24 protein-coding genes are annotated in these 24,278 nt (G+C 65.1%); 14 read left to right on the top strand and 10 right to left on the bottom strand.

Annotated features, from left to right (window positions below; all coding sequences use genetic code 11):
* Positions 1 to 468: 468 nt before the first annotated feature.
* A complete protein-coding gene (locus KF838_00940; GenBank protein QYK48434.1) occupies positions 469 to 1,926 on the bottom strand; it encodes a hypothetical protein in 1,458 nt (485 codons plus the stop codon).
* 368 nt (positions 1,927 to 2,294) lie between these two features.
* Between KF838_00940 and KF838_00935 the strand changes: the two genes are divergently transcribed.
* The 5 genes from KF838_00935 to KF838_00915 all read left to right on the top strand — a co-directional run bounded on the left by KF838_00935 (position 2,295) and on the right by KF838_00915 (position 6,471).
* Positions 2,295 to 3,278: a hypothetical protein gene (locus tag KF838_00935; GenBank protein ID QYK48433.1), complete on the top strand. Its 984-nt coding sequence runs from the start codon at positions 2,295 to 2,297 to the stop codon at positions 3,276 to 3,278.
* A 115-nt stretch (positions 3,279 to 3,393) separates the two neighbouring features.
* Complete coding sequence (locus KF838_00930; GenBank protein ID QYK48432.1) at positions 3,394 to 3,801, top strand: PilZ domain-containing protein; 408 nt, start codon at positions 3,394 to 3,396, stop codon at positions 3,799 to 3,801.
* A 342-nt stretch (positions 3,802 to 4,143) separates the two neighbouring features.
* Entirely contained in the window at positions 4,144 to 4,761 is a 618-nt protein-coding gene (locus KF838_00925; GenBank protein ID QYK48431.1) for a hypothetical protein, read from the top strand.
* 235 nt (positions 4,762 to 4,996) lie between these two features.
* Positions 4,997 to 5,614 (top strand): hypothetical protein, encoded by a 618-nt coding sequence (locus tag KF838_00920; GenBank protein ID QYK48430.1) that lies wholly within the window; start codon positions 4,997 to 4,999, stop codon positions 5,612 to 5,614.
* Positions 5,615 to 5,853: 239 nt separating this feature from the next.
* Positions 5,854 to 6,471 carry a hypothetical protein gene (locus tag KF838_00915; protein QYK48429.1) on the top strand — a complete coding sequence of 206 codons (618 nt, stop codon included), beginning with the start codon at positions 5,854 to 5,856 and terminating at the stop codon, positions 6,469 to 6,471.
* 233 nt (positions 6,472 to 6,704) lie between these two features.
* Here KF838_00915 and KF838_00910 read toward each other — a convergent pair whose 3' ends face one another.
* Positions 6,705 to 7,223: an adenine phosphoribosyltransferase gene (locus KF838_00910; protein ID QYK48428.1), complete on the bottom strand. Its 519-nt coding sequence runs from the start codon at positions 7,221 to 7,223 to the stop codon at positions 6,705 to 6,707.
* Between the two features lie 125 nt (positions 7,224 to 7,348).
* Here KF838_00910 and KF838_00905 point away from each other — a divergent pair, with 125 nt between their 5' ends.
* Positions 7,349 to 7,684 carry a co-chaperone GroES gene (locus tag KF838_00905; GenBank protein QYK48427.1) on the top strand — a complete coding sequence of 112 codons (336 nt, stop codon included), beginning with the start codon at positions 7,349 to 7,351 and terminating at the stop codon, positions 7,682 to 7,684.
* A 48-nt stretch (positions 7,685 to 7,732) separates the two neighbouring features.
* The gene (aroA, locus tag KF838_00900; GenBank protein ID QYK48426.1) at positions 7,733 to 9,118 is read left to right on the top strand and encodes a 3-phosphoshikimate 1-carboxyvinyltransferase; all 1,386 of its coding nucleotides are present in this window, start codon (positions 7,733 to 7,735) and stop codon (positions 9,116 to 9,118) included.
* A 6-nt stretch (positions 9,119 to 9,124) separates the two neighbouring features.
* On the opposite strand, the gene KF838_00895 is transcribed toward aroA, so the two are convergent.
* Positions 9,125 to 9,484 (bottom strand): cupin domain-containing protein, encoded by a 360-nt coding sequence (locus KF838_00895; GenBank protein ID QYK48425.1) that lies wholly within the window; start codon positions 9,482 to 9,484, stop codon positions 9,125 to 9,127.
* A gap of 297 nt (positions 9,485 to 9,781) precedes the next feature.
* On the opposite strand from KF838_00895, the gene KF838_00890 reads away from it, so the two are divergent.
* Genes KF838_00890 through KF838_00880 form a run of 3 tightly spaced genes read left to right on the top strand, consistent with a single transcriptional unit; the run spans position 9,782 to position 13,977 of the window.
* Positions 9,782 to 11,032 (top strand): PLP-dependent transferase, encoded by a 1,251-nt coding sequence (locus KF838_00890; GenBank protein ID QYK48424.1) that lies wholly within the window; start codon positions 9,782 to 9,784, stop codon positions 11,030 to 11,032.
* On the top strand, positions 11,014 to 12,807 hold the full coding sequence (locus KF838_00885) for a homoserine dehydrogenase (protein QYK48423.1): 1,794 nt from the start codon (positions 11,014 to 11,016) through the stop codon (positions 12,805 to 12,807). Before KF838_00890 ends, KF838_00885 begins: the two co-directional genes overlap by 19 nt.
* Before the next feature lie 45 nt (positions 12,808 to 12,852).
* A complete protein-coding gene (locus KF838_00880; protein QYK48422.1) occupies positions 12,853 to 13,977 on the top strand; it encodes an aspartate-semialdehyde dehydrogenase in 1,125 nt (374 codons plus the stop codon).
* A 32-nt stretch (positions 13,978 to 14,009) separates the two neighbouring features.
* Here KF838_00880 and ftsH read toward each other — a convergent pair whose 3' ends face one another.
* The 3 genes from ftsH to bamD form a co-directional block, all read right to left on the bottom strand.
* Positions 14,010 to 16,046, bottom strand: coding sequence for an ATP-dependent zinc metalloprotease FtsH (gene ftsH, locus KF838_00875; GenBank protein ID QYK48421.1), 2,037 nt, complete (start codon positions 16,044 to 16,046; stop codon positions 14,010 to 14,012).
* Positions 16,047 to 16,247: 201 nt separating this feature from the next.
* A complete protein-coding gene (locus KF838_00870; protein ID QYK48420.1) occupies positions 16,248 to 16,784 on the bottom strand; it encodes a hypothetical protein in 537 nt (178 codons plus the stop codon).
* On the bottom strand, positions 16,781 to 17,821 hold the full coding sequence (gene bamD / locus KF838_00865; GenBank protein ID QYK48419.1) for an outer membrane protein assembly factor BamD: 1,041 nt from the start codon (positions 17,819 to 17,821) through the stop codon (positions 16,781 to 16,783). Before bamD ends, KF838_00870 begins: the two co-directional genes overlap by 4 nt.
* Before the next feature lie 180 nt (positions 17,822 to 18,001).
* On the opposite strand from bamD, the gene apaG reads away from it, so the two are divergent.
* Together apaG and KF838_00855 are read left to right on the top strand one after the other, a co-directional pair.
* Complete coding sequence (apaG, locus tag KF838_00860) at positions 18,002 to 18,409, top strand: Co2+/Mg2+ efflux protein ApaG (protein ID QYK48418.1); 408 nt, start codon at positions 18,002 to 18,004, stop codon at positions 18,407 to 18,409.
* 43 nt (positions 18,410 to 18,452) lie between these two features.
* A complete protein-coding gene (locus KF838_00855; GenBank protein ID QYK48417.1) occupies positions 18,453 to 19,070 on the top strand; it encodes a biotin transporter BioY in 618 nt (205 codons plus the stop codon).
* A gap of 18 nt (positions 19,071 to 19,088) precedes the next feature.
* On the opposite strand, the gene KF838_00850 is transcribed toward KF838_00855, so the two are convergent.
* Together KF838_00850 and KF838_00845 are read right to left on the bottom strand one after the other, a co-directional pair.
* Positions 19,089 to 20,411, bottom strand: a complete 1,323-nt coding sequence (locus tag KF838_00850) for a TlpA family protein disulfide reductase (GenBank protein QYK48416.1) — start codon at positions 20,409 to 20,411, stop codon at positions 19,089 to 19,091.
* Complete coding sequence (locus tag KF838_00845) at positions 20,408 to 20,887, bottom strand: SRPBCC family protein (GenBank protein QYK48415.1); 480 nt, start codon at positions 20,885 to 20,887, stop codon at positions 20,408 to 20,410. The genes KF838_00850 and KF838_00845 overlap by 4 nt, the downstream gene beginning before the upstream one ends.
* A gap of 183 nt (positions 20,888 to 21,070) precedes the next feature.
* Between KF838_00845 and KF838_00840 the strand changes: the two genes are divergently transcribed.
* Both KF838_00840 and KF838_00835 read left to right on the top strand, forming a co-directional pair.
* Positions 21,071 to 21,670, top strand: coding sequence for a prepilin-type N-terminal cleavage/methylation domain-containing protein (locus KF838_00840; GenBank protein ID QYK48414.1), 600 nt, complete (start codon positions 21,071 to 21,073; stop codon positions 21,668 to 21,670).
* 43 nt (positions 21,671 to 21,713) lie between these two features.
* Positions 21,714 to 22,160 (top strand): DUF393 domain-containing protein, encoded by a 447-nt coding sequence (locus tag KF838_00835; GenBank protein ID QYK48413.1) that lies wholly within the window; start codon positions 21,714 to 21,716, stop codon positions 22,158 to 22,160.
* Here the strand turns inward: KF838_00835 and KF838_00830 are convergent.
* A complete protein-coding gene (locus tag KF838_00830) occupies positions 22,150 to 23,445 on the bottom strand; it encodes an alpha/beta hydrolase fold domain-containing protein (GenBank protein ID QYK48412.1) in 1,296 nt (431 codons plus the stop codon). The two genes, KF838_00835 and KF838_00830, sit on opposite strands and share 11 nt — an antisense overlap.
* On the bottom strand, positions 23,445 to 24,080 hold the full coding sequence (locus KF838_00825) for a peroxiredoxin (protein QYK48411.1): 636 nt from the start codon (positions 24,078 to 24,080) through the stop codon (positions 23,445 to 23,447). The genes KF838_00830 and KF838_00825 overlap by 1 nt, the downstream gene beginning before the upstream one ends.
* Positions 24,081 to 24,278 lie beyond the last annotated feature (198 nt).

Raw genomic sequence — 24,278 nt, 5'->3', positions numbered from 1 at the left:
TACGCCGGGCCCCGCGCGAGAGAGAGAGAGGGCCGCGCGGCACGGATGGCCCCCACCCCGACAACGCACGTGCGTTCACCCACACGCCGGCTCCAGTCCGTGCGTCAGGATCTCCGTGCGCTCTCTCGGGAAGGCGTCGTGCCGACGCGGATTGAAAGTGGGATCGTCGAGTCGGTTTCTCGTCGGGGTGCGTCGCACGGTGCGGCGTCGTGCATCGGGCAACGCGATCGAGTTCGAGTATCTCGGTTCGCTGGAGAGTCATAGGCAGAGCGTGAGAGACACATTGCCGGCGTCATGCATCACGACGCCCTGACGCCGGCGCACGACTTTCTCCCCCGGGGGCACGTGGTGTGAGCGTGCCCCCGTTCCTTTTTCTCTATCTCCCACCACACCCACAACGATGCCACGGAAAAGAAAGAGCCCCGGGCCAGATCGACCCGGGAGCTCAAACGCTTGATCACTCACTATTCAAAGCGGCTGCGGACGAGAATGAGTCGATGTTCGCGGCGCGAGCGGCGGCACGAACTCGACCGCGCCGATATCAACGATCGGTGATGTCCCCGTCCCGGTGTCCGGCGTCGCAGGATCATCCACAAAGCGACGCTTCCCGCGAAGGTCCGTTCTCACATCAGCGGGCACGAAGCCGTTGTTCCCGGCGTCGATCAGCGGCGAACCCGCCAGAGGCGTGAAAGACGCATCGAGACGAGGATCGGCATCGATCACGCGAGGCCCGACCGTCGCGCCCGCAAGGATCGGGCCACGCACCACGCTGTCGGAGATCGACGTGTTGCCGTTGCCGTAGATCTCCACGCCCGTGATGGCACCGAAGACATTCTTCGAGAGAACCGTGTTCCGCACGATCGGGAACGAGTTGTAAGTCGTGTAGATGCCGCCCGGACGATTGTGCACGATCGTGCAGTTGATGATGGTCGGGCTCGCGCTGTTCGCCCAGACGCCCGCGCCGCCGATCCCCGCGATGTTCCTCGCAACCACGGTGTTCACGATCGTCAGGCCGTTGCCGCTCGCGACGTAGACTCCCGCGCCCGCCGCCGCCTTGTTGTCGGTGAATGTCGCACGCTCGATGCGCCCGGTGGTGCTGGTGGCATAGACGCCCCCGCCCCCGAACGTGTGGAATGTCTGCGTGCCGTACGCGTCAACCGTCATCTCGCCGTTGTTCTTCGCATCAACGATGCTGATCTGCGCGTTGGTGTGGTTCAAGAACATCGCACCGCCGAACGAGCCCGCCGTGTTCGCTTCGAGGTCCGCTCCCGTCATCGTGACGGATCCGCCCGTGATCGCGACCGCACCACCGTTGTTGATCGCGCGGTTGCCCGTCGCCACCAGCCCCTCGATGCGTGTGCTCGCCATCTCCGCGTAGATACCCCCGCCGCTGTTCGCGTTGTTGTTCGCAACGGTCAGGTCGAGAAGCGCGGGTGCTCCCCCCACGATCGACACGCCACCGCCGAACACCCCTGAGTTGCCCGTAATGACGAGGTTCTCAAGACGAGGGCTCGAAGAGACGATCCGCACCCCGCCTCCGGTCGGGCCGGATCCGCCCGTGACGCCCAGGCCGCCTCGCACGGTAAAGCCACGAACAACGGTTTGTGATGTCTCGCCGCTGTTGATGGTCACGACATACCGAGCGAGCCCGCCCCCGTCGATCACCGTGGAATCGGGACCCGCCTCAGACTGCACAACAATCGCCTTGCCGCGCAGGTGGATCGCCTCAACGTACACACCGGGCGCAACCAGCACCTCATCGCCCGCAACCGCAGCGTCGATCGCGCTCTGGATCGTCGCAAACTGCGACGGAACCCGAAGCGTCCCCGCAAACGCCTGGCCCGCGGCCATCGAAACCACCAGTGCAAGGCCCAAACCACGCGACATCCGACTCCCCCGGAACGAGACGTGTGCGACACTTGACATGGACTGCTCCTTTCTGTGCGATGTGGCAGGACAGAGAAACCAGCACAAGGCCGAGCAACCACCCGACCCCGCCCTTAACATGAGGCGTTCACCCTATCGCACGAAGTTTCGAGAACGACCAAACTGCCGGATTCAGTGGCCGGAATGAAATCGCGCAAAGAAGTCGCAACGCCATACACAGCAGCACTTTGCGATATGTGAAGAACGCCTCGACATGAGCATGTCGCAGTGCTCACACGCTGGAATGCACCGCTTCTTGCGTACTCACATCCAGAGCTTGCCCGATTCGGTAGTGGGTCAGCCAGTCAGCGCCTCTCATTCCCGAACAACGAGCACCACGCCACGCGGAGCCCAACACAATGCCGACCATGAAGCCGATCATGAAGAAGTTCTCGTCGCTGATCTCCCCAGGGCGCCTCATGGTCGCAGTGCTCCTGGTCTCGGGCGCCGCGTCGCATGCCAGCGCGCAGAGCACGACCGAGCGCCTCATCGATCTGCGCCCGAAACTCGAAAAAGGCCAGGAAATCCGCTACGAAATGCGGACCGAGACCACCACGTCCTACAAAGCGGGCGAAGCCGGCACGCTCTTACTCGACGGCTCATCCAAGATCCAGCAGCAACTGGACCTCAAACTCAAGGTCATCGAGTCCGACACCGAGAAGGGCTCGACTGTCGAGCTCCTCGTCGAGCGTGTCGTGGCCCGACTCGAGACCGACGGCAACGCCATCAACTTCGACTCGGCAAAGCCCCAAAGCCCGAGAAACGCCGACCAGAGCGACACCCGCGCGCTCGAAGCGTTCGCCAAGATGGCCGGAAGCAGCGTGCTCATCCAGATCGAGCCCTCCGGACGCATCGCGTCCATCTCCGCGCCCACCACTCTCCCCGGTGCCGGCTCTCACACAGCCCTCACAAACGCGGGGCTCGGGGGTCTCATGTCCGTCACCGGCGGCATCGGCATCCCCTTCGGCGAACTCCTCTCCATGGGCCACCCCACAGGCCTGGTCAAGCCGCGCGAGACATGGACCAGCACCGACACGCTCGGCGGGCTCGGCATGAACATGATCACCACGCACCGCCTGAAGAGCTCCACAAGCACAAGCGCGAAGGTCTCCATCTCCGGCAAGATCGAGCCGCCGGGCTCACAAGGTGAGGCCGGCTCATCCGCCAAAGCCAGATCCAAGGCCCCCGATCAGGGCCAGCCGATCAAGGGATTCACCTACGAGGGCGAATACGACTGGGACACCCAGCGCGGACAACTCAACAAACTCGACGTCAGGACCGAGTTCAAGTACGACAACCCACCGCTTGTCTATGAGACCCGCATGACCAGCGGCGTCCGCAGGGTTCGATAACCACCCCTACCGCTCGCTCCTGCCGCATCAGCCGCTCGTCTATTCCGTGTCCACCCCGGGAAAGCCCTCAGGTCGCTGAACACCCGGGGTCATCCTGTCGATACGACGTGTTGCGATGCCCGCCCCCACACCCGACAACCCGGCAAAGCACTCGGTCTGGAAAAAGCCGGAGCAATCGCCCGAGAACCAGCGTCGGCACGGCCGCGTCAAGTGCCACGATATCTGCTGCACCCTGGGCGAGGTGCTCGACCTGTCCGCTTCGGGGCTTCGCGTTCGCGCGACGGGCAAACTCCCCGTGCGCAAGGGCGATGCATTCAGCATGACCATCGAGACTCTGGATGGCCCGATGCTCGCTCCGGTCCGGATCGCCTGGATCCGCCGCGTCGGCTTCCGGCGTCACGAAATCGGGGTCACCTTCGTCGAGACCGGCGAGGCATTGGCGCGAGCGCTCGGCACCCTCGCAAGAGCCGCGGCCAATAACGAGGTCATCACCCCCTGGTACCGCCGGAGCGGCGCAGCATAAGCCAAGCCCCGCGGCATAAGCCCCGCCCCCGAACCCCGCCTCCCCACAGAGCGAGTGGCTCCCCCCGGCAAAGGCACAAACCCCCTTCAAGGCCTCTTGTGCGCAGTCCTGGCTCACATGGGCCATTGTTCGTGTTCTGAAAGGGTCCGATAGGCCCGACGAGGCCCTGGCCATGCGCCGCTCAAGGGGCGATTCATCAAAAATGCGAAGTACTTGGGTGAAAAGGGTTGCCGTTTGCGAGACGTGAGGCACTTTGTTCACTGGATCGTGAACGAGTTGTTCGTCCCGACCAACCTGTGGTTGTTCAAGGGTAACCCCAAGATCGTGTGAGGAGATTTCCAAATGAAGAAGATCGTTGCTCTCGTCGCTGTCGCTGGTCTCACCGCTGCTGCTAGCGCGGCAGGCAACCTCGTCCTCTCGATGGTTCCCCAGTCCGCGTCCATCGGACCCGGCGGCACCATGGTGATGGACGTCTACGCCGACTGGTCCGGCGTTGTCGGTGGCCTCTCGCTCGCCGGCTGGAAGTTCGACGTCATCGGCAACGCCAACGGCTCCCTCGCCGGCGCGGTCAACAGCACCAACTTCAACCAGGGCGTCAACAACGGCATCGTCTCCGGCGCCAACCTCCTCGACTTCGGTGGCGGCCAGCTCCCCCCGGGCTTCGGCGGCACCTACAACGCCAACCCCGCTTACCTCGGCACCATCAGCTACACCGACGGCGGCACCGCTGCGGCCGACTACACCGTCGCCCTCTCCGTCATTGACTTCATCGCCCCCGCTGGCTCGCTCAACGTCTACATCGGCGCCTCCGGCACCCAGAGCCGCGCTGGCACCTCCAGCACCTCATCGACCCACACCGTCACCTTCGAGATCCGTCCCTTCGACGTGATCATCCCCTCCCCCGCCTCCATGGCCCTCCTCGGCCTCGGTGGTCTGGTTGCCGGCCGTCGTCGCCGCTAATCAGCAAGAACGCCTCCCTGTAAGGGATGCGATCGGATAATCAAACACTCTCTCGGCCGCTCCATGAGCGGTCGAGAGATTTTTTTGTTGCATTTCGGTGTTTCTTGCTGAAAGGGGCTTGAAGTCGAGAGCAGAGGGCAGTATCTTCGCTCTGGGTCAGGAACGTTGTGTTTCGATTCTTCGTTCCAGTATGTGTTGAGAGAGAGCAATTTTCCCATAGTGAGGAGACGATCAGATGAAGAAGGCTATCGCTCTGTTCCTTGTCGCTGGCGCTGCCAGCATCGCCAGCGCTGCTGGTAACCTCGTCCTCGTCGGCATCCCCAGCGCCGCCTCCACGGGCCCCGGTGGCTCCGTGACGGTCGACCTGTGGGCCGACTGGACCGGCGTCGTTGGCGGCCTGTCGCTCGCCGGCTTCAAGTTTGACGTCATCGGCAACGCCAACGGCACCCTCGCCGGCGCTGTCAACAACGCTGGGTTCAACCAGGGCGTCAACAACGGCATCGTCTCGGGCAGCAACCTGCTCGACTTCGGTGGCGGCCAGCTCCCCCCGGGCTTCGGCGGCACCTACAACGCCAACCCCGCCTACCTCGGCTCCATCACCTTCACCGACTCCGGCACCGCTGCCGCGAACTACACCGTCTCCCTCTCCATCATTGACTACATCGCCCCCGCCGGCTCCCTGAACGTCTTCATCGGCGCTTCCGGCACCCAGAGCCGTTCGGGCCTCACCAGCACCGCTTCCACCCACACCGTTCAGTTCGCGATCGGCTCCTTCGACGTGATCATCCCGACCCCCGCCTCCATGGCCCTCCTCGGCCTCGGTGGTCTGGTCGCTGGCCGTCGTCGTCGCTGAGCATGACTGGCCTTCACTGGCTCGCAAGAGCCCACTGAGGCCACTCTTGTCCACAAATGTCCAAGTCCGCCCCGGCTTCCGCTGGGGCGGACTTTGTTTTTGACCCGCATGCCCCGCATTTTCTCGGAAGCAGCTGGCGTTCTGGACGAGCGAGGGCCATACTTCACATGGACGCCGAAACCAGGCATACCCCACCCCCTTCTCTCTCCTCGCACGCTGACGCCGCCGGAGATCCCTCGATGAAAAGCACCCTCGCCATTCTCGCTCTCGCCGTATCACCCGCGGCAGTTCACGCCGCTGGGAACTTGGTCGTGACCGGTATCCCCCAAGCCCCATCGATCGGCTCGGGCGGTTCTGTGGGTGTGGATCTCTGGGTGAACTTCGGCGGTGTGACTGGCGGGTTGGCATTCGCGGGTTTCAAGTTCGACGTGTTGGGTCACGCGAACGGCACGCTCATCGGCAACGTGAACAACACGGTCTTGAACCAAGGCGTCAACAACGGCATTCCCAGCGGCTCTAACCTGCTCGACATGGGAGCTGGCCAGTTGCCTCCATCCTTCCCGGGCTGCTACCTCAATAACCCCGTGTTCTTAGGCACCGTGACCTTCACCGACTCCGGCACCGCTGCCGCGAACTACACCGTCTCCCTCTCCATCGTCGACTACATCTCCCCCCTGGGTGTGCTGAACGTCTACATCGGCGCCTCCGGCACCCAGAGCCGTTCGGGCCTCACCAGCACCGCTTCCACCCACACCGTTCAGTTCGCGATCGGCTCCTTCGACGTGATCATCCCGACCCCCGCCTCCATGGCCCTCCTCGGCCTCGGTGGTCTGGTCGCTGGCCGTCGTCGTCGCTGAGCATGACTGGCCTTCACTGGCTCGAAAGAGCCCACTGAGGCCACTCTTCTCCACAAATGTCCAAGTCCGCCCCGGCTTCCGCTGGGGCGGACTTTGTTATTGACCTCGCGGCCTTTCTGTGTTGTCTTCACGCACCGCGTGGCAACACAGACAGCCCACGCAGGGACATGGGCCTTCCAACCACGAGCGTGCACACGAACATCTGATGATCTATCGCCGCTCGATACCGTGACTCAATACTTGATCACCGAGTGCAACTCACCGTACGGCTTCAGCTTCTCACGCCCGCCCAGGAACGCCAACTCGATCAGCACCGTGCACCCGACAATCTCGGCCTTGAGATTGGTCGCCAACTGGCACGCCGCGAGCATCGTCCCGCCCGTCGCGAGCAGATCGTCCACAATCAGGATCCGCTGCCCCGGCGCGACCGCGTCGGCGTGCATCTCCAGCCGATCCGTGCCGTACTCAAGCGCATAGTCCACGCCCATCACCTTGCGAGGCAGCTTCCCCGGCTTCCTCAGAGGCACAAACCCCGCCGAGATCGCCTGGGCGATCGCGATCCCGAAGATAAACCCGCGCGACTCCGCCCCCACCACCAACTCGATCCGCTTCCCGCGATACGGGTTCGCCATCAACTCCACCGCGAGCGCAAGCCCCGCAGGATCAGCCAGCAACGGCGTGAAGTCCTTGAACGAGATCCCCGGACGCGGAAAGTCCGGAACTTCGCGGATAAGCGATGCGAGTCGATCCACGGGTCGCTCCTCTAGCCGCGCAGCGGCGGGTGAGGATATCGGCCCAATCGCGCCGGCGGACCAGCACCAACGCGGAATCGTGCCCCCGCCCCCCGGCCGATCCGCACGTCCCTAGAGTTCGATCTATGACGAGCAAGCCGCAGCCCTCGCGCAAGTCCTCACCGGGTCTGGAGATCGTCGAGCCCCTCGGGAAGCGCGTGCTCATCCGCAAGGATGAGGACAAGAAGCAGACCAAGACCGGCATCCACCTCCCCGACAAGGTGGAGATCCCCACGATCACCGGGCGCGTCGTCGCCATCAGCGCACACGTCGAGCGCGACGCGGATTATCCCATCAAGCAGTACGACCGCGTCCTCTTCCACCCGAAGAACAGCGTCCCCGTCGACTTCGAAGGGGACAACCGCCTCTTCGTCGTCCCCGTCGAGGATGTCGTCGCGGTCTTCAGGCGAGAAGTCGAGTAAAGCCACGCCGGCCGCCACCGAGCACGAAGCGCCGTCAACGGACGAGAGATGAACCAGGGCCCGCAAACCGAAGCACACCGTGCCCCGGCCCTCGCCGATCCGATGCCCGTGCGCCCTCACACGCGCCCGTTCAACGCCCTTCTCACCCCTCCCGGCTCCAAGTCGCTCACGAACCGAGCCCTGCTCCTCGCGGGGCTCGCGACAGGCCAGAGCATCATCCGGCGATCGCTCATCGAGGCAGACGACACCGCACGCATGATCGACGCCCTCAGGCGTCTCGGCGCGGGGATCGAGCGCGAATCAACCGACACACTCCGAGTCGATGGCGTCGCCGGAAAATGGAAGCCCGAAGGACGCGAACTCTCCCTCGACCTCGGCAACGCCGGCACCGCAACCCGGTTCCTCGCCGCCGCCTCCGTCCTCTCGCCGATCCCCATCGTCATCGACGGCAACGCCCGCATGCGCCAGCGCCCGATCGGTGAGCTGACGGGCGCGCTCGCCGCCCTCGGCGTCCGGATCCAGCACCTCGGCACGCCGGATTGCCCGCCCGTCCGCATCACACCCCCGGACTTCGATCTCTCCTCGCCCAAGATCGAGTTCGGCTCGCTGAAGTCGAGCCAGTTCGTCTCCGCCCTCCTGCTGATCGCGCCCTGGATCTCCGGCGGGCTCACCGTCCGCCACTCCGCCACCGTCACCAGCCCCTCCTACATCTGGATGAGTCTGCGCCTGCTCGAACGCCTCGGCGCGAGCGTCCAATCGTCAGAAGATCTGCGCGTCATCCGTGTCGGCCCCGGCGACGGCTCCCACTCCGGCATGCCCGGCTTCGATCTGTCGATCGAGCCCGACGCGTCGAGCGCGACCTACTGGTGGGCAGCCGCAGCAATCGTCCCCGGCTCGTCCGCGATGGTCCGAGGGCTGGGAGCCGACTCCCTGCAGGGAGACGCCTCATTCCCCTCCCTCCTTGAACGCATGGGCGCAAACGTCGAACGCCACGCCGATGGCATCGCGTGCACCGGCCCCGCCGAGCTTCGCTCCATCGCCGCCGACATGACCGACATGCCCGACGCCGCGATGTCACTCGCCGCCGTCGCGTGCTTCGCAAGGGGCGCGTCGATCATCAGGGGGCTCCAGACGCTCCGCGTCAAAGAATCCGACCGCATCGCGGCCATGGAAACCGAACTCGCCAAGATCGGCGTACGCGTCGAGACCAACTACCTCGGCGACCCCGGCGCAATCCGCATCACCCCTCCCGCATCGGGCGTCGACTGCACCGCATCCGTGCCGCGCGTCGAGTTCGACACATACGACGATCATCGCATGGCGATGTCGCTCGCGCTGATCGGCCTCCGCCGCCCGAACGTGCTCGTCCGCGATCCCGCGTGTGTGAACAAAACCTACCCGACCTACTGGCGCGATCTCTCGACACTCGGCTGAAACCCCCTACGAGCGATCCACACCCGTCGTCGCACTCGGCGGACTGAACAAGTCGAGAATCCGCGTCTCCTCCAGCGCAACGCACGAGTGAGGCACATCCGGCGGCAACACCAGCACCTGCCCCGCCTCCACGATCATCTCCCGATGCTCCGCCGTCCCCTCCGCCCCGACACCGAAACGACATCGCCCCGAAACAACCACCACGAACTGCTCATTCCCGTGCGCGTGCGATGCCAGTGCGAACCCCTTGTGCAGGAGAACCTCCGACACCATCAGGTGCTCACCGATGATCCGCCTCCGATCGATCAGCGGCATCGGACGATCGATCGCAAGGTCGGACCAGGAGATCAGGCGTGCAGTACCCATATGAAGAGCGTACCGACGATTCATCCCCGCGATAGCGTGAAGTTCTCCGGTTTTCTCGCCATATTGGCTTGACTCTTCCCGAAGCGCGGTTAACTTCTCACCAGCATCAAGAGCCCCGGACCCATCCAGGTGTCCGGGCGGCAACCGAGCAGCACACCTGCCGCGGTGCCGAGGAACTCCCCAACGTGGGGACCGATGCGGCCGGAACCGTCCAACGGGATCCGGCAAACAAGACGCGATCGTTCGCGTCACCCCACGTTGCGAGTTCCGCGATTGATGCCGTGAGGAGTTCACGGCATGTCTTCGTTCTCATCAACCATCGCGGTTCACGGCGGACGCTCCTGCGACCCCGGACACGGCTCGCTCGTCACCCCGATCGTCCAGTCCACAACCTACGTCCAGGACGAGGTGGGCATCAACAAGGGACACGCCTATTCGCGCGTCTCCAACCCCACCGTCACCGAACTCGAAAGACGCCTGGGCGCCCTCGAGAACGCCGCACCCGCCGTCTGCTTCGGCACCGGACTCGCCGCAGAAACCGCCCTCTTCCTCGCCACCCTCCGCGCCGGCGACCACGTCGTCTGCGGCGATGCGATCTACGGCGGCACCGTCCGCCTCGTCCGCCAGTTGCTCAGCGAACTCGGCATCAGCGGCACCTTCGTCGACACCTCCGATCCCGCGAATGTCGAACGCGCCATCACGCCCCACACCCGACTCGTCTTCATCGAAACCCCCGCCAACCCGACGCTCAAACTCACCGATATCGCCGCCATCGCTCGCATCACCAAGAACGCCGGCGTGCTGCTCGCGGTGGACAACACCTTCCTGACGCCGGTGCTCCAACGCCCGCTCGATCTCGGTGCCGACATCACGGTCTACTCCACCACCAAGCACATCGAGGGACACTCAACCGCGATCGGCGGCTCGGTCGTCTCACGCGACGAACAACTCGTCGAGCGCGTCCGCTTCATCCGCAAGTGCACCGGATCCATCCAGGCCGCGTTCCAGGCCTTCCTCACCGGACGCGGGCTCTCGACCCTGCCGCTCCGGATCGAACGCCACTCGAAGAACGCCCAACGCGTCGCCGAACGCCTCGCCGCGAACCCGCTCGTGAGCGCAGTCTACTACCCCGGACTCAAGAGCCACCCCCAGCACGATCTGGCCCTGCGCCAGCACGCGAAGATCGGCGGAGAAGTCCTGCACGGAGGCGTGCTCAGCTTCGAGGTCGTGGGCGGCGCGGAAGCAGGTGCCCGCGTGCTGAACTCCGTGCGCCTCTGCTCTCTCGTCGAACATCTCGGCAGCGTCGAGACCCTCATCACACACCCCGTCTCGATGACCCACGCCGACGTGCCGCGCGAACAGCGCATCGCCGTCGGCATCACCGATGGATTGATCCGCGTCTCCGTCGGCATCGAAGATGCCGACGACATCATCGAGGATCTCGAACAAGCGATCACGATCGCTCACGATACCGAGGGTATCGTGGACCTTGAGGCCGACGTGTGCGCCTCCGCAGCCGGGAGGGCATCATGCCTGGCGAATGTCTGAATCAACGCTCCGCAGAGAGCCGCGATCTGCCCGTCGTCGTGCTGAAGTTCGGCGGCTCCGTGCTGCGCAACGAGGCCGATATCGCGCGCGTCGTCCACGAGGTGTATCGCTGGGTGCGCCGAGGTAAGCGAGTGGTGGCTGTGGTGTCGGCCCTGGAGGGGACGACCGACGCGCTGATCGCGCAAGCTCGTGCCTACGCCGACTCGCCGGACTCGCTCCACGCCGGCGCGTACGCATCGCTCCTCGCCACGGGTGAGCAGACCAGCGCCGCCCTCCTCGGGCTCGCGCTCGACCGCGCAGGGCTGCCCGTCGAGATCCTCGACGCCGCCTCCGTTTCGCTCCTCACCAGCGGCACGGTCGTCGATGGCTTCCCCGAATCGATCGATGCACCCCGGATTCTCTCCACACTCAACCGCGTCCCCGTCGTCGTGCTGCCCGGCTTCATCGGACGCGACACCGAAGGGCGCACGACACTCCTCGGCAGAGGCGGCTCCGACCTGACCGCCCTCTTCGTGGCCGAACGCCTCATCGCCGCAGGGGCAAGCAAGACCACATGCCGCCTCGTCAAGGATGTCGATGGGCTCTACGAGTTCGATCCCGCAAACGGAACGGATGGAGAGAGGCCACGCCGTTTCACCCATCTCCATTGGGACGGAGCACTCGCCCTCGATGGCGGCATCGTCCAGCACAAAGCCGTGCGCTACGCCAAAGAGAAAGGGCTGAGCTTCGAGGTCGGGGCCGCCCTGGAGGACCGCGCCACCCTCGTCGCAGACACCAACGAGTCGCTCGATCCCGCTCCGACCCGCGATCGCACGCCTCGGACACGCGTCGTCCTCCTCGGGTGCGGCACCGTCGGGCTTGGTGTCTACAAGCGCCTCATCGCCCTCCCGGATCTGTTCGATGTTGTCGCCGTCGCCGTCCGCGACATCGCCAAGGCGATCGCTTCCGGCGTCGAGCCGCACCTCCTCACCACCGACCCCCTCGGCGCAGCCGAACTGGACTGCGACCTCATCATCGAGACCATCGGCGGCACAGAGATCGCACGCCACGCGATCGAGCGTGCCCTCCGCGCAGGCAAAGACGTTGTCACCGCGAACAAGGCGGTCATCGCGACCCACGGCGATGAACTGCGGGCAATCGCCGCTTCAACCGGCACCACGCTGAGATACAGCGCCGCCGTCGGCGGCGCAACGCCCGCGCTCGAAGCCCTCGCGCACGCAGCCGAACTCGGAGAGATCCTTGAGATCACCGGCGTGCTCAACGGCACCACGAACTTTGTGCTCGGCCGAGTCGGAGAAGGAGAGAGCTTCAGCGATGCCGTGCGGCGTGCGCAAGCCGCCGGCTTCGCTGAGCAGGACCCCTCACGCGATCTCGACGGACGCGACGCCGGCGACAAACTATGCGTGCTCGCTCAAGAGGCGTGGGACATCACCCTCGACCCATCAACGATCGAGAGAGAGCCGCTCAGCCAAGAGACCATCGACCAGTCGATCAAGAGACTCGACGCGGGCCACGTCATTCGCCACGTCGCCACTGTTGCGAAAGCACGCGATGGGACGATCCGCGCCACGGTGCGCATCCGACATGTGGACGCGACCGAGCCGCTGGGACGTGTCCAGCGCGAGTGGAACGCCGTCACGGTGCGGATTGCGACGGGCGAGGCGTACACCGTCTACGGACGCGGCGCAGGACGCTGGCCCACCGCCGAATCAGTGCTTGCCGACGTGCTGGAGCACGTTGCCTCCTCACGTTCCCCTGCCCTCGCGACTCCGTGACTCCGTGACTTCGTGACTCCGTGACTTCGACAAAGGTACTTCCCCATGCCCATTCAGACATGCACAGTGGCTGTAGTCGGTGCGACCGGAGCGGTCGGCCGCGAGGCGCTCACGGTCCTGCACCAGCGAGGCGTGCCCGCAGAGCGGGTGATCGCCCTCGCCTCGGAGAGATCCGCCGGAGCGAGCGTGGAGTACGGATCGGCCGGGCTGACCGTCGTCGCGCTCGACGAACGCAGCGCCGAGCGAACGTTCCACCTCGCGGATGTCGCGATCTTCTGCGCCGATGCCGATACGGCCCGCAGATTCGTGCCGATCGCCGTTGAACGCGGCTCGCTCGTCGTTGACAACTCCTCCGCCTTCCGCATGGATCCGACCGTGCCGCTCGTGGTACCCGAGGTCAACGGAGCACTGCTCGACGCGGGTGCAGAGATCGTCGCAAACCCGAACTGCTCGACGATCCTCCTCCTCGTCGCGATCGAGCCGCTCCGCCGACGCTTCGGCGTCCGGTCACTCGTCGTCTCCACATACCAGGCCGTCTCGGGCGCGGGCCTCGCCGCCATCGAAGAGCTCCGCACGCAAGCCCGGGAGTCCCTCGCCGGACGCGAGGCAACACCCGTAGCTTTCAGAGAGCCCTGCGCCTTCAACGTCTTCAGCCACGACTCAGCCATCGACCCCGAAACAGGGCTGAATACCGAAGAGAAAAAACTCATCGAAGAGACCCGCAAGATCTGGGGCGACTCAAGGGTCTCGATCACACCGACGTGCATCCGCGTCCCCGTCGAACGCGCCCACAGCGAATCCGTCGTGATCGAACTCCGCGAACCCGCTCACGAAGACGAGATCCGACTCGCCCTCGCCTCCGCGGCAGGCGTTTCGATCATCGACGATCGTGCCGCCAACGCCTTCCCTACACCCCTGAAGGCCTCCGGCATCGACGATGTCCTGGTCGGTCGGATCCGGCCTGATCCCGGCGCGGGCTTCGACGGGCGAGGCCGCTGCACGCGCTGGTGCCTCTGGCTCAGCGGCGATCAGATCCGCAAGGGCGCCGCACTCAACGCGATCCAGATCGCAGAGCGACTCGTACAACCGGCGCGCCGGCTGCCTCCCGCCGCGAACATCGCGCACAGACGCACGCCCGCACGATTCGGCTCGTTCATCGCTTCAAAGTGACAGCACCACAGTGAAAGAACAAGGCACACGCCTCACGCCGGCGAGGGCATCGCGCCGGGAGGAACATCCGGAGACTCGGGCGCAACCGGCGGTCGCGTCGAAGCGGGCGGCTCGCTCTTGGCCGCCTCCGCAGCAAGCAGGTCCGCCACCGTCGGCTTCGAGAGCGGCTCATTCCGCATTAGCTTCCCGACCTCGTCGGAGTTCAGCGTCTCGTGCTTGAGCAGCGCGAGCGCAACCCGATCGACCTTATCCCAGTTCTCGTTCAACAGCCGCTGCGCATCGGCATACGCCTCGTCAACGAAACGCCGCACCTCATCGTCGATCAGACGTGCCGTCTCATCCGAATACTCTTTGTCCGGCGCGAAGAAGTCGCGAGTGTCCTGCCCGGCGTAACGCACGAAGCCCAGACGCTCACTCATGCCCCACTCGAGCACCATGGTCCGCGCCAGACGCGTCGCCATCGAGATATCCATCGCCGCGCCCGAAGACGTGTCGCCCGTCGCCCGCTCCTCCGCGATCCGCCCGCCGCACAGCACACGCATGGTCGCCAGCAGCCACTTCTTGCCGTAGCCGAGCCGGTCCTTCTCCGGCAGCGACATCGTCGAACCAAGCGACTGGCCGCGAGGGATGATCGTGACCTTGTGCAACGGATCGGCGTTGGGCAGCAGCGCCTGCAGCACCGCATGCCCGGCCTCGTGATACGCCGTCGCCCGATTCTCGTCCTTGTCGACCGCGCGGCTCTTCCGCGCCCGGCCGAACTTGATCTTGTCACGTGCCTCCTCAAGATCCTCCTGCTCGATGAAGTCCTTGTTCTTCATCGTCGCCGAGATCGCGGCCTCGTTGATCACCGCCGCCAGCTCAGCGCCGGAGAACATCGGCGTCGCGCGAGCAGTACGCTCGAGATCGACATTCGGGCCGAGCTTCACCTTCTTCGCGTGGACCGACAGAATCTCGACACGCCCCTTCACATCAGGCAGTGGCACCGTGATCTGCCTGTCGAAACGACCGGGACGCACCAGCGCAGGATCCAGCACATCGTTCCTGTTCGTCGCCGCGATCACGATCACGCCGTCCGAACTCGTGATGCCGTCCATCTCAACCAGAATCGCGTTCAGCGTCTGCTCTCGCTCGTCGTGCCCGCCCTGGTTGAAGCCGGAGCCGCGCCGACGCCCCACCGCATCGATCTCGTCCAGAAAGATGATGCACGGCGCAGATTCCTTCGCCTGCTTGAAGAGATCGCGCACGCGCGACGCGCCCACGCCCACGAACATCTCCACAAAGTCCGACCCCGAGATCGAGTAGAACGGCACATCCGCCTCGCCCGCGATCGCCTTGGCCAGAAGCGTCTTGCCGCACCCCGGCTCGCCGATCAGCAGCACACCGCGCGGGATCCGCCCACCGAGCTTCGTGAACCGCTTGGGGTTCTTCAGGAACTCGATGATCTCCGTCACTTCATCCTTTGCCTCGTCGATCCCCGCAACATCCTTGAACGTGATCCCCGTCATCTCTTTCGACAGCGTCCGGTGGCGGCTCTTTCCGAAGTTCCCCAGCATCCCCCCCGCATTCGAAGCGTTCCTCAGCCCACGCGAGATGATGAACCAGAGCACCAGCAACACCAGAATGAACGGCCCGAACCACAGCAACAGAGGCAGGAACGGAGAGGGCGCACGCGTGTGGACCTTCCGACCCGTGATCTCAAGCACCGCGTTCGTGTAGGGCTCTTTCGTCGCCGAGTTCAGCGTCACGCGAACCGTCGTCGGCACCTTCGAATCCGCCCCCGGCAGCAGCCGCGCCACGATCGCATCGTCGCGGATGACCACGCTCTCCGGGTCGATCTGCTTCTCGCGATACCGCGTCTCAAACTCCGCAAGCGTGATCGACTTCCCCTCGCTCCCGGACGAGAGCACCATGTAAAGCATCAACACCACAAGCAACACCGCGACCAGACCGAAAAGACCCTTCGACGGTGGCACCGCCGCCGCCTGCGGCCGCCCGCCCGGGCGAGGCCCGCTCCCCTGTCCCTGGTCACCGCTTGGCTGGTTGCTCGGCTTGGATTCGGGCTTGCTCATCGCGCTCACTTCTGGTCTGTTCGTACCTGTCTCCGTCGAATCCTCGCCCCACGCGACCCGTCAGGCGAGATCGGCCCAGACTCGTCCGGATGCCGTTCGTGCTATCCATTCATTCGGATGCCGCAACCCACGGGTTCATCACACAGACCCTCAAACACACAGGCCAAACACACAGGGTAGGTTAACGCTAGGCATTCGGCACTACCAGTTCGAACGAAGTTCGGCGACGATGTCCCGGGCAAGCTCCTGGATCACCGCCTGCTGCCCGACATCCAGACGCTCCCGCGAGGGTCGCGAGGGAACAAACGGCTCGACCGATGTGAAGTTCCGCCTCGCCACCAGCGTCTCGCCAGTGCGATTGTCCACCCACTCAAAGCTCACCGTCAGACGAACACCCACTTCCTGCACCAGCCCGATCCCCGATTCTCTCGAAAACGCGATCATGTCCGACCGCGTGATCGCCCCCGAGAGCGTCGTCTCGGAATTCCCCGGAGATGTCACGATCCACGGCGTCATCAGCCGCAGTTCCTTGATGATCGCCTCGGTCAGCGACGCCTCAAGACCGACGTCGTACGTCTCGTTGTCGAACATCGGCACCGACACCGACCGCACGCTCTCGTCATACGTCGAACGCGTCGAATACCCCTGCGTCGGATCGGATGCACACCCGCTCACGCACGCCCCCAAGAGCAGCGCAACCGCCAAACCCGCACAGACTCGTAGGGTTCTCTCGTTCACAAGCCCGCGGCGTCCGCCGCCCCCCGATCCTCACCGCCGCCCTCAGCAGGAACCTCCGGCTTCGTCGCTCCCAGCCACCCGCGATCGACCATGATGTCCGTGCCGCGAGATGCCGCAAGCGTGCCGGGATGCTCCCGGAGAAGACGCTGCAGAATGACACGCGCCGATGCCTCATCCTTCTGACGCAGATACCACCGCGCCGTCTCCAGCATCTGCGCTGCCAGCGACTCGTCGAGTCTCGCCACCAGCGCATCATTCAGGCCCGCCGCCTGCGCATCAAGCGGATAGGTCTGCGAGAATCCCTCAACCAACACCTGGGCCTCGACCAGCGGAGCCGCGTTGTACCGAGGACCCTTGAACCTCGCGATATTCGAATAAATCCGGCGCTGCATCGCCTTCTTGCGATACTGACTCTCAGGAAAGTTCACGAGGAAGATGCCGTACATCTCCGCGGCCATCTCCATCTCGCGGGTGCGGTAGTAATAATCGGCAAGCTCGATCGCCGCGCTCTCCGCAAGTTGGCTCTTGGGCAGACGCTCCTGGATCCGCACCAGAAGCTCCTCGCCGATCGGACCGCCGTTCTCCATCCTGATGCCGAGAAACTTCCGGCGAAGACCGTTCAGGTACAACCGCGCGATGTCAAACTCCCGCTCCAAGGCGGTCACAAACTCCGGCGAAGACGGATACTGCAGAATGACCGCCTCGTAGTCGTACAACGCCTTGTACTCGTTCCCCCCCGCCATGATCGCATCCCCCCGGAGCAGGTACGCCTCGGGAAGCAGCGGATGGTCCTCTCTCGCGTTCTCGTCGATCCACTTCGAGAGAATCGACCTCGCCTCGGAAGGACGGTTGTTCGCGATCAGCTCACGGGCACGGCCGATCAGCGCCTCGTCCGTCCCCTCCGCCGGCCTCTCACCTTCTTGGAACTCACCCGATTCGTCCAGCTTCAACTCCCGCGCCTGTCCGAGCGCGGCATCCGCACACGCGAACGACGCGGCCAGAAGGACAACCGGAAACAGCTTTCGGGGGTCGCGCATGGGCACGACAGTGTAAAGGGGTCGCCAGTCCTTCTCAATCACCCCTTGTCGTGTGCCGAGCCACTCCACACGCCCAGAACACCATCGCCCCGCCCCCACCCGCTCCTCACCCGCCCCTCACCCGACGCCGCCCGCCCCGATCCGGCGTATGCTGGGAAAGACGACCGCCGAGGATGCAGGATGCGTGAAGGAAGGCACGGTTCAGAACACACCACCGAGAACGTGACGATCAATGTCACGCCCCGCTATCTCCCCGAGCAGTCCGACCCCTCAGAGCCGCGCTATGTCTTCGGATACCACATCGATGTCCGAAACAACGCGTCCGAGGGAATCCAGATCCTCGCACGCCGCTGGCGGATCATCGAGTCCGACGGCGAGGCCCACGAGGTCGAGGGCGAGGGCGTCATCGGCCTCACGCCCCACATCGCCCCCGGAGAGTCGTTCCATTACGCCTCGTACTGCCCGATCCGCACCGAATGGGGCACGATGGAAGGCGTATACATCGCACGCTGGGACAGCGGCCGCCAGACCGAACTCACCGTCGCTCGCTTCTACCTCGCGGTGCCGAGGTCAGACGCTTCCGAGTAGCTCCAGTGCCGCTCCGACCCCCATCCCGACTACCCTCCCACCCATGGCCGGCCAGCCCCTGAGCGGACAACTCGCCAGCACCTCCCTTTCCGCGGCACACCTGCGCGCCCTGCTCATGGGCCTCTACATACTCTTGGCCGCGATCGGGGCCCAGATCGCCTTCCCCCTCCCGCCCTTCGGCGTCCCACAGACCCTCCAGACCCTTGTTGTCATCCTCGCAGCACTCCACCTCGGGCCACGCTGGGGAACGTGCGGCATGCTCGCCTACATCGCCATCGGCGCGATCGGAGCCCCCGTCTTCTCAAAGGGAGAAGCGGGCCTCGGCGTCGTCCTCGGCCAGACCGGCGGCTACCTCGTCGGCTTCGTCGTCTGCCAGCCGATCATCGCCGCGTGCGTCAGAAGGCCCGATGGCTCGGCGCGCGGATGGGGCGGCATCGTCCTCGGCTCTCTCCTCGGACACGCAGCGATCTTCGCGATCGGCGTCCCCTGGCTCTATCTCGTCCGACGCTTCGACGCAAGCGAGGCCGTGAACTCGCTCTCCATCCGCGACGCGCTCTACGGCGGCTTCGTCGTCTTCATCCCCGGCACGATCCTCAAGACCCTGATCGCCTACCTCATCGCCAGGGCCTCGCTCCCGTGGGCCATGAAACGCATCTGGTGATCCGCGCCGCAGAGCCAGTCACTCTGGCACGATATCCAGCACCGCCCCGAGAATCCGATCGACCATCCGGGTGTGCTCAAGACCGGTCGCCGGGCCGCAGTACCCCGTGTGGATCGCCGACACATCCCCCGCCGCGTTGAGAAAGAGAATGCTCGGATACGAGTGGACTCGATCAAGGAACGCCAGCCGCTCCCTCGCCCTCGCCTTGTCAGAATCCCCCGCGAGCAGGATCGGGTACCTCACCCCGTGGCGCGCGCGGAACTGCGCAATTCGCACCGAATCAGCCGCGAACTCCCCATCCGTCTCGAAGGCAAGCGCAACCAGATCGATACCCCGTGCCTCGCAGATCGCGTGCAACTCCTCCATCAACGCCGCGGCATCGTTCGAGTTCGGGCACCACGTCCCGAAGATCTGAACAATCGCCGGCCCATCGATCAGCGACGAGAGCGCAACCGTGTTCCCGCGTTCGTCGATGAACCGCAGCGCATCAAGATCGGGCCTGGCAATCGCCCGAGTGATCGACATGTCGTCGGGCAACGCGACTTCAGGATCGGCAACGCCCTTGAAGCGCCTGTGCGATGTCGAGCCGGACCAGCGTTCACCGGTCAACGTCGCCGGAGAGCCGTCCGATGCCGGTGTGTACACAGCCCTGTAGAGCGAGGCGCCGGAGCCGCTGAACGAGGCGAGTTCCAGCGTCGTGCCGTCGAACGTGCCGTGCAGATACCGCGCGTCCCCGGTGGTCGACAGAATCGTGCCCGTCGCCCTCCCATCTAGGCGGACGCGCACCAGACCGATGTCCGGCGACTCGATCGGTGCAGGTCCGCTCGACGCCGGCTTCAGTGCCGGCGCGGGCTCAACCGGCGCAAACTCCAGCCGCCAGCGGTGCTCGATCGACACAGGGTCGGGCCTGCGCAGCGGCTCAGGCGCAACCGGCCCCGCCCCGAACGCCATCGCCACAATCTCCTGCTTCCCTCGCCGACGGATCCATCGCCCTTCCAGCGTGCCGGGCTCCCGACCGGGCGAAGCATGCAACTCCGCCTCGTAGGGATCGAATCGCAGCACCAGCATCTCGCCCAGCATCGCCGCGCTCGTCACCGACACACGCTCATCCCCGTTCTGAATCCCGACCACAAACGCCGCGAGTTCCGCGTCCGTCGGCGCCGCGCCGGTGGGATCCGACGAGTCCAACTCCAGTTTCCGCCTGACTTCGAGCTTGAACGGGATCTGCCCCCCCGGCGAATCGATCCAGGCGTCGTAGACACCAAGCGGGGCAGGCGGAGCCCCACTCCCCGCTCCCAACAGCAAAGACCCGACCAGGAACGCCGTACCGATCATGCTCATGCCGAAGTGTAACTCGGCAATCGCGTGAACAGCTCCGCCAGCCGCGCCCTTCGGTACTCAAATATCCGCTCCACATCGCGACGCACGAACGCCCGCTCGATGATCCCCTCCAGCCCCGGCCCACCCGGCACCGCATATGTCACGCGATCCACGCACCGCGTTCCGCCATCCTCAGGGATGAACAGGTGCTCGTGGTGCCAGAGCCGGTACGGCCCCCTCAGTTGCTCATCCACGAATCTCGTCGGCGGCTCCCACGCCGCGATCCGCGTCCGCCATCGGATCGGCACGCCCCGAAGGCGAAGCCGATAGTCGATCAGCGTCCCCGCCGCCATCTCGATCGGGGCAGGCGTGAGCACAGAAAACCTCAGGAACGGCGGCGTGATCATCTCCAGATTGTGCGCATCCGCAAAGAACGGGAAGACATCCTCCGGCGACCGGGGGAGCCACAGCTCGGTATTCAGTGTGAATGTACGCATACTCAGGATCGGGTCGGGTTCGTGAGGACTACCCGTTTCGGTGCTCACTCCCCGGCGGATTCGCGAAACCTTGACGCGTGTCGGGCCTCGCATGCACGCATCCGCTCCCACTCGCCGAAACTCGCCCAACACCGCCACCCCCGGATGCCGATCCTCCAACAAGGGAGATCGGCGGGCGGGAACATGCGCAACGGGCGTTCTCGGACCATCACGGCGACTCGCGGCTTCTCGATGATCGAGCTGGTCATCGTCATCGCCATCATCGGCATCATCGCCGGCATCGCCGTCCCGCGCATGTCCAGAGCAACCGACACCGCACGCCAGAACACACTGGTCGGATCGCTCGCACGCATCCAATCCGCCATCGACCGATACACCGCCGAGCACGGGGGGCTCAGCCCGGGCCACGATCCCGGCGGCTCCGTCGTCGGCTCCGACGCGACCTTCGTCGCGCGGCTCCTTGAACGGTCCGGCGACGATGGCACCGTCGCCCCCGGCGGGCTCTTCGGCCCGTACCTCCGCAGCATGCCGAAGAACCCGTACAACGGCATGCGCACCGTGCGTGTCGGCGGGGCCGCCGCAGGCGCGAACACCCACGGCTGGCATTACAACCCCGCTACGCAGACCATCCACTCCGACCATCTCGCAGGCATCATCGTCGATGGCGGCGTGCTCGACATCGATGGTGATCTCGGCGACATGAGCGTCGGCGGCGTCGGACTCGGAGGTGGTACCGGGGTCGGGGGATTGGGCGGCGTTGGCGGGATGGTCCCGATCGACTAACGACCGAGGCATCCGATCACCAAACTCCAACGAAGCCACCTGCATGACCGCACACCCACGAACCGAGAACGCATGCGCAGCCCTGACCCTGCTGATCGACGGCGGCTGTTCCCTCTGCGCCCGAGAGGTCCGGCTGTTGAAGCGTCTCGATCGCGGACGCGGCATCCTCGCCTTCGAGGACATCAGCGGCCCCCACTTCGTCGCGTCCGACTGGGGCGTGACCCACGAAGAGGCCATGGCCCAGATGCACGCGTACACATCCGACGGTGACAAGGTCATCGGCATGGAAGTCTTCCGCCGCGCGTACGCGCTCGTCGGCTGGGGTTGGCTCTGGGCTCCGACCGGCTGGCCGATCCTTCGCCCTGCCTTCGACGCCCTCTATCGCCTCTTCGCCCGCAATCGCGTGCGCTGGTTCTCGCGCTGCAGCAACGGCTCGTGCGCCATGCCGCGCCGACGTGATCACACGGAAGACACATCCGTCAGGGCCTGAGCGGCACCGTGACGCGGAGCGTCGCCGACGGGATCAGCCGCCGATCCGCTCGCCCTTCAAGACCGGCGGCCATCGCCCGGATCGTGCGGTACACGATGCCGTGGTAGAGCACGCGCTCGCCGTGCATCACCACGATCCTGCGATCGAGGTTCACAAGGTCGTCGTGCAGAAAGAGCGTGACCTCGATCGAATCGCGCTCGCCGAATCCCTCGGCCGCCTCGATCGTGATCACCTGCTCATCGTTGATCTCTTCAAAGCGTGCCGCGAGCATCGCGCCCGTGATGCGAGCGTCTTCGGGCAGCCCCAGCCAGTACAGGCGCGGATGCGTCACATCGTCCTGACGCCACACCACGCGCTTCGGCCACGGCTTCCGCACAAACCCGCTCATCCACGCCACCGCCTCCGCATCCTCGCGGTCCATCCAGTGGCCCTTGCCCTCGTGGAGTTTCGTGACGTGGACATACCCATCCGGGTCCGAGGCGTGCAACTCATCGAGCTTCGCGCCCCACGCCGCGGCGACCTTGTTGCGGTCGTACGCGCTGTCGTTGGCGCCCATGTGGATCGCGAAAGGAAGGTTGCGCAGGTTCAGGGGCTGGGCCTCGTTGGGATGACCGGCCATCATCGCCGCCGCGGCGAAGCGGTCCGCCATGCGCGGGGCCAGTTGGTACACGCCGTCGCCTCCGGCCGAGTATCCCATGAGATACACGCGATCGGGATCGACACCCTCGAAGGCGACTGCATCGGCGATGATGCGATCAAAGAAGGCATCGATGTGCGCTTCGTGCCAGAGGTTCCATGTGTCGGTGGGGGCGCGTGGCGCGAGATAGACGCCCTCGGCGGGTTGGTAGAGCCGGATCTGGTTCTGCCATTGACGCTCGTTCACCTCGGGCGGAGCGTTGCCCCCGCCGTGCATCGAGAGAAAGAGCGAGCGCCCGCGCACATCGCCGGCCAGAGGGTCGGCCCGCGGCTCGCCGAATGTGCGCCACTCGAACTTCATGGTCCGCGCGCCGATTGTGATCGCCTTCGCCTCCCACTCGGGTCGGTTCGCCTCGCGCGCCCGCTGCAAGGCATCGTTCCAGAGGGCGTCGATCGCGGGTCCCGCATCGCGCACGGAAATCGGAAGATCGGCGAAGAACTCCTCAGAGAGCGGGGCACGATCCGCGGGCGCGAGCATCAAGTGATCGCGCAGCATCTCCAGCGCGGGACGAGGCCCGCCCTGCGCAGCGCACATGCCCGCGCTGAGAGAGACCAGAAGGATCGCGATGAGCGTGGCGTGCCTGGGCATCACTTGTTCGGCTGGGGTGTGGTGCGCAGATAGGGCTTGAGCTTCTTGTAGCCCTTGGGGAAGAGCTTGTTGGCCTCTTCGTCGGTAACGGCGGGGACGATGATGCAGTCCTGTCCGTCCTTCCAGTTCACGGGTGTCGCCACCTTGTGCTTGGCGGTGAGTTGGAGTGAGTCAATCACGCGCAGCACCTCATCGAAGTTGCGGCCCGTGCTGGCGGGATAGGTGATGGTGAGCTTGACCTTCTTGTCCGGACCGATGATGAAGACCGAGCGCACGGTCATGGTGTCGCTGGCGTTCGGGTGGATCATGCCGTAGAGGTTCGAGACCTTCTTGTCGGCATCGGCGAGCAGAGGGAAGTTGAGCTTCGCGCCCTGCGTCTCCTCGATGTCCTTGGACCACGCCTCGTGGTTCTCCAGGGGATCGACCGAGAGTCCGAGGATCTTGACGTTCCGCTTGTCGAACTCGGGCTTGAGTTTCGCGGCCGCGCCGAGCTCGGTGGTGCACACCGGCGTGAAGTTCTTGGGGTGCGAGAAGAGCACGCCCCAACTATCGCCGAGCCAGTTGTGGAACGTGATCTCACCTTCAGTGGATTGCTGTGTGAAATCGGGTGCGGTGTCGCCGAGTTGGATGGACATGGGGTGCTCCCGTTCAGTGCTGGTGGTGACAGCGCGGCGCAGGCAAGCCGCGGCCGGGAGGGGCAATGTACCAGCATCTCGGGAGCGGTTCAATCGGCGGAACAGTCCGTAGTCGGGCCGTGATTGGTCACGGCGGGCCTGTGGCGGCACAGACGGACGACTCAACGCGAAGAACCACGGAGCAAGCAACCCGACCGT

It is taken from the genome of Phycisphaeraceae bacterium, from assembly GCA_019454185.1.
GTDB lineage: Bacteria > Planctomycetota > Phycisphaerae > Phycisphaerales > UBA1924 > JAHBWV01.
This window is presented reverse-complemented; position numbering and strand designations above follow the sequence as displayed.